Annotated in this window: 5 protein-coding genes; 1 reads left to right on the top strand and 4 read right to left on the bottom strand. The window is 36.1% G+C overall.

Annotated features, from left to right (window positions below; all coding sequences use genetic code 11):
- Positions 1 to 783: 783 nt before the first annotated feature.
- Positions 784 to 1,095, top strand: a complete 312-nt coding sequence (locus BM100_RS21840) for a cupin domain-containing protein (RefSeq protein WP_092514860.1) — start codon at positions 784 to 786, stop codon at positions 1,093 to 1,095.
- A 384-nt stretch (positions 1,096 to 1,479) separates the two neighbouring features.
- Here BM100_RS21840 and BM100_RS21835 read toward each other — a convergent pair whose 3' ends face one another.
- From BM100_RS21835 to BM100_RS21820, 4 genes are all read right to left on the bottom strand, one after another.
- Positions 1,480 to 2,178: a gp53-like domain-containing protein gene (locus BM100_RS21835; RefSeq protein ID WP_092514858.1), complete on the bottom strand. Its 699-nt coding sequence runs from the start codon at positions 2,176 to 2,178 to the stop codon at positions 1,480 to 1,482.
- A gap of 349 nt (positions 2,179 to 2,527) precedes the next feature.
- Positions 2,528 to 3,211 carry a DUF7424 family protein gene (locus BM100_RS21830; protein ID WP_092514856.1) on the bottom strand — a complete coding sequence of 228 codons (684 nt, stop codon included), beginning with the start codon at positions 3,209 to 3,211 and terminating at the stop codon, positions 2,528 to 2,530.
- A 269-nt stretch (positions 3,212 to 3,480) separates the two neighbouring features.
- Positions 3,481 to 3,849, bottom strand: coding sequence for a gamma-glutamylcyclotransferase family protein (locus BM100_RS21825; protein ID WP_092514852.1), 369 nt, complete (start codon positions 3,847 to 3,849; stop codon positions 3,481 to 3,483).
- Positions 3,850 to 4,217: 368 nt separating this feature from the next.
- Positions 4,218 to 4,475 carry an endonuclease toxin domain-containing protein gene (locus tag BM100_RS21820; RefSeq protein ID WP_092514849.1) on the bottom strand — a complete coding sequence of 86 codons (258 nt, stop codon included), beginning with the start codon at positions 4,473 to 4,475 and terminating at the stop codon, positions 4,218 to 4,220.
- Positions 4,476 to 4,825: the final 350 nt, after the last annotated feature.

Below are 4,825 nucleotides of genomic sequence, written 5' to 3'. Positions count from 1 at the left end.
ACGAGAGGTTACAAAACACCTAATGAATTATTTAAAGGAGTGCCCACTCATTTACTTCGTTCATTACGGTGTTGCGCTTAATATGTGAATCCAAGATTTATGAAAATTTAATTATTATAGAGCTTGAGCAATTACCTGTTAATACTTTAAAAACATTAGGTTAATGAATATTACAATAATCATCAGATAAACAGCTCAGAAAGATAATAATACTTATCATTCTAATTTACATAGAAAGGTTATTAAAATAAATAAAGCATCAATAAAAACAAAATAGTGATAGAGCAACCTTATAAATAAACATAGATTACTCATTTAAAATTTCGGTTTTACTACTTGATTCAAAAACTAACTCTTCATTCAAGTTCGTTTTTACGAGATATTTTAATCAGACAGTGATTAAAAAAATATTCTTGCCATCAATCAACAAGATAAAACGTCCCCCTTCCCCACCCAGCGGTAATATAGGCAACTTTTTCCGTTATCGCTAAGTCTGTATGTTATCTGTACGATGATATTGGTTTGAGTTTGATGATGCCCACAGTATCAAATAGTAAACGTGTAGCGACATCCGGACAGTAAATTAATTCATTGCAATTAGCACTAATCCACTTTTCCACTTTCTGCTCAAGCTATTTTTTCGTTTCATAAATTCCCTTCCGATAGCCCTTTGCAATTATATAAACAACAGGATATTTATAGAGAAATATCAAGATATTGTGTCAATCACATGAACACCATATTATGTTAATAATAGCTAACAACCTAAGATGAATCTAAATTATGGAACATATCAAAAGCAAGACCTTTAAAACTGAACAGGCATGGGGTTCTCGCCTTATCACCAACCTTGAGGGTGTCACAGTTAAATTACATTGGACAGATCAGCCATATAAATGGCATATCAATGATGGTGAGGAAGTCTTTGCCGTGATGGATGGCACTGTAAATATGCATTATAAAGATAGCGGGCAAGAAAAAATCGCAACATTAAATACAGGTGATATATTTTACGCAACCGTTGGTACTGAGCATGTTGCCCACCCAATCGGTGAGGCAAGAATACTCGTTATCGAACGGGAAGGCAGTATTTAACTCATGACCAAAGGAAGGGGCAAACATTTCCAATCTGGCAAATGAATGACAAATGCGTCGGGAATGAATTTGCGGACCACAGACTGGCGTCCGGTGAGAGGCAGGAGCCTCTCAGTAACCTCCGGGTGCATAGATAACCGTATATTTATAGAAACGGTGACCGGTGTGAATGAATACAGCCAATAAAGGGGCAACTTGAAAGACAACAGATATAGATGATTAACTTTGAAGTATGCCAACAGGCTTTGACTTGGACGTCCGTGTCCAGATGTTGGAGAATTTGGTGTGAAAGAAAAAAGTAATTACATCAGGCGCCATAGAAAAATCTACACAATGAAAGAGACGCAATATATTATTGTTTCATTTCCACCAGATGAAATACGGTTAATATCCAATAGCGATATATTGCACTCGAGAGCCTGACCAACCGCCGAGAGAATCATGAACAACAATTAAAAATTCTTCTTTTGATTTAACTTCAGCAGAAATTCCTTGCCCCCAATCCCCTCCTAGGGCATAACTCCCCGTGACAACAAAACATTTATTTTTGAATGGAATTGGAAATTTTCGGAGATCATTCGGATTTTGTCCACCAATTACAACTCCCCATTGAATAATTAATCCACTTGGAAGTTTTTGATAGCCAGATTCATTAAGGCTTGAATCAAAACTATTCATATCTGGCACCTGATTTGGGCCATTTCCTACAGTTTTATAAACCAATTCTGATAAACCAATATTTTTAACAAACTCTGCTTTATCAAGAATGTCTGCTCCATTCTGCTTTTTTTCCAAATAGCGATTGGAACTATTTAAAGCATTTTGATTGGCAGTATTGGCAAGATCATAAGCTTTTTTTACTGCCTTAGACGTTGCAACGGTTATTTCGCTACTACTGTCTGTTTCGTTACTTAACGTAACAAATCCGGGTTCTTCCTGTGTTGCATAGGGATGATTACGACTTTGGGCATGCTCTTCTACTTTACTCTCGACTGTTCCTTTCACATATTTTCGACTCGGTACCATAAACAAATCACAGTCTTCAGGGTATGGTGTATTCAGTTTATTATCTTGTGTGCTCATATTTATTCCCTCATTTAATCAACAATAAGAATTGCTAAATAACATGAAGGCGGCTGACTTCTCCGCCAGTGAACAACACTAAATCGGTTCATTAATAATGGAGAATTAAGTTTGATTAATGATAATTAAAGAGATAATTCAATGCATATCAGGATGGCATAAAATAATAGATTGGGGGATAAATAAAATATCTTCTACAACTGATAAGGTCTAGCTACATGATTCGAATATGATTATCTATATTAAATTCAAAATCATCCAATGCTTCCATTATTTTGTGATTGAAAAAGCCGCATATCTGCGGCCTGAGAATAAAGATGATTGTCGTTTTGTATCAAAACAAAACAGACTATTTTTTATCTGTCCGGAAGGAATTAAAATAATCAGGTGTAACAAGGAAAGGGACAAATTCACCATTAGACAACGCTGTGTTGGAGACATCCGAGAGCCTGAACTTCATTTCTTTAGCCAAATTAACTCCATTGGCCACAAGAGGGTAATCTTTATTTTTCCCGCTTGTCATATAAGTCCCAAGGCTAATCAGCGTTGGCACAGGTTTAGCCCCTTTCTCAAGAATAACACTCATCCTGATATCCAGTTTTCCCATCATATCTTTTTGTGCCTTTTTAATTTTAGCCAGCACATTTTTTGGGATCACCGCACCAGCATAAGCCTCTTTATGGGAAAGAATAAAAACATCCGCTTTGCTACCCAACTGACCACCGTCCGGTAACACTCCCACCGCAACAGGAATAGTGAAATGTGCATAGGAATCAAAGTTTTTCCTATAACATTCGACATATTTTGCTTCGGTAAATATAGTAGGTATTTTCTGTTTTAAATTGATTAAATCTTTTGATTCTTGGCGTGAGTCGTCATAATTAGCACAAGATGACACTTCAACATTAATATCCCCCTGAACAAGTTTATGCTCAACTGACGTCAAATCATCCGTGTTCACTTTTGTTTCAACATCAACTTTACAGCCTGAAAGAACGAGCACTGAAGCCGCAGCTACTAACCATTTTTTCATTTTAAATACCTTTTATATTCTTAAAGTATGTCCATACCATGATGACATTTAACTACAAGAATGAGTCACAATGGGACACCTTCCAAAAGATAACTCCCCTTTTTAGGGAGATAAGATACGCTATAAAGAAAAAAATCAGACAATCTTCAGTAGAATGCTCTAATTGAAATTAGAGGGCAAATAAACTAGCCGCAAAATTATAATTTTGCCATTGTGATCACTAGTGGAGACAGTAAATTAAATTACTGTCTCATCGTTGATAGCAAGCCTTATTTATGATGCTTTGCTGATGACGCTTTGACATAAACCCAAGCATATTTACCTGAGCTTAAAAGTACACTTATGCGTTCGTAATCGGAAACTTCATATCTATCCGCAGCAGCAAGTTCATTTTCGGTAATTTCAAATACCATTCCGGCTACCTCATCAGATGGATCTTTTGAGGGTAAAACGACTGGATGGAATCTTTCACCGCTTTGCTGGATAACTTCAGGATCTTTAATTTCCAGCATTTCTTTACGAAAGCCGGGGATTGCATCTTTGTGGCCTTCCAACAGCCGGCCAAAAGAGGAAAGTTGCACCGAATCCAGTTGCAGCGTTCCATAGGAAAAGAGAAGAATTTTGTTTGGTTCTGACACTGACATTACTCATTGCACTAAAGGATATTTATCTTGTTATATAACAGCAGCGTAACAATATTCAACTTAAACTTTAATTTAATCATTCGATTACAGTGCCAGAATCAACTTTGCCAAGGCCAATTGCCTCAGGAAAAGGATTTCCACCGCAAAACAATATCTTCCTTATCTAATCAAAGTGGAAAATGCTCGAATAGTTTGATATCCACCCCTGTTGGCAATCAAATTCGGAAAATTGTGACGTAATAATACATTATTTTTACTGTGTCTATTGATTTATAGTTAGCTTTAGGTTTTATAGTGCATGCCTAGCGTTTCGGTTAATTGGTAGGATACTGAGTTTTTTCACTATATGGAAAGTATGCAAATCACTTGTGTTGCAAAATTAATTTTATGTCAATGTTTTTATCCGCAGCATAATTAATAGATTTGTTGATTTCAACCCATTGTGCGGGTGCGGTTTTTTCAGGTACAGCTAAGTGCATTGTTTTTTTCTGGATCATAGCGTTAGTTATCTTGAATTCACCTTTGATTGTAGCTTGAAATTCAAGTATTTCATTAACATAACTGTTTAATTTTCCGTAGCCCCCAAAATGGCCACTACCGTATCCGAAAGATAGTTTCACCACTATACCCTATTAACTCCAAGTTTCTGGAAGCAGCGTATTATCATCCCGCGTCGCGGGATGATAATACATGCACCTTGAAGTACGACGCGTATATATGAGTATTGTAAACAATGGGTATTTTTTAAAAATTAATTGTTCGAAATGACAATTCAGCCATTAAAAAACTTTATAGCAATATGAATCTAATAAGAAAAAACATTTTTGTATTAGACCAATTTATCAAGAAGTGTCATAAATATAGTAAAAATAGTTCTTGGATTCGCCTAATAAGTGCAATTTCTAAGAAAGGCGGCCAGTTGCTATAGTAGGCATCTTTCTCGCCAAAGGAAAATGCGCTATGACCTATA

It is taken from the genome of Xenorhabdus mauleonii (genome assembly GCF_900113945.1).
In the GTDB taxonomy this organism is placed as follows: domain Bacteria; phylum Pseudomonadota; class Gammaproteobacteria; order Enterobacterales; family Enterobacteriaceae; genus Xenorhabdus; species Xenorhabdus mauleonii.
Note: the sequence above shows the minus strand (reverse complement) of the source record. Positions and strands in the feature narration are given on the sequence as shown.

Coding starts and splice junctions, on each gene's coding strand:
- BM100_RS21840 (WP_092514860.1), top strand. CDS start 784: ATGGAACATATCAAAAGCAAGACCTTTAAAACTGAACAGGCATGGGGT.
- BM100_RS21835 (WP_092514858.1), bottom strand. CDS start 2,178: ATGAGCACACAAGATAATAAACTGAATACACCATACCCTGAAGACTGT.
- BM100_RS21830 (WP_092514856.1), bottom strand. CDS start 3,211: ATGAAAAAATGGTTAGTAGCTGCGGCTTCAGTGCTCGTTCTTTCAGGC.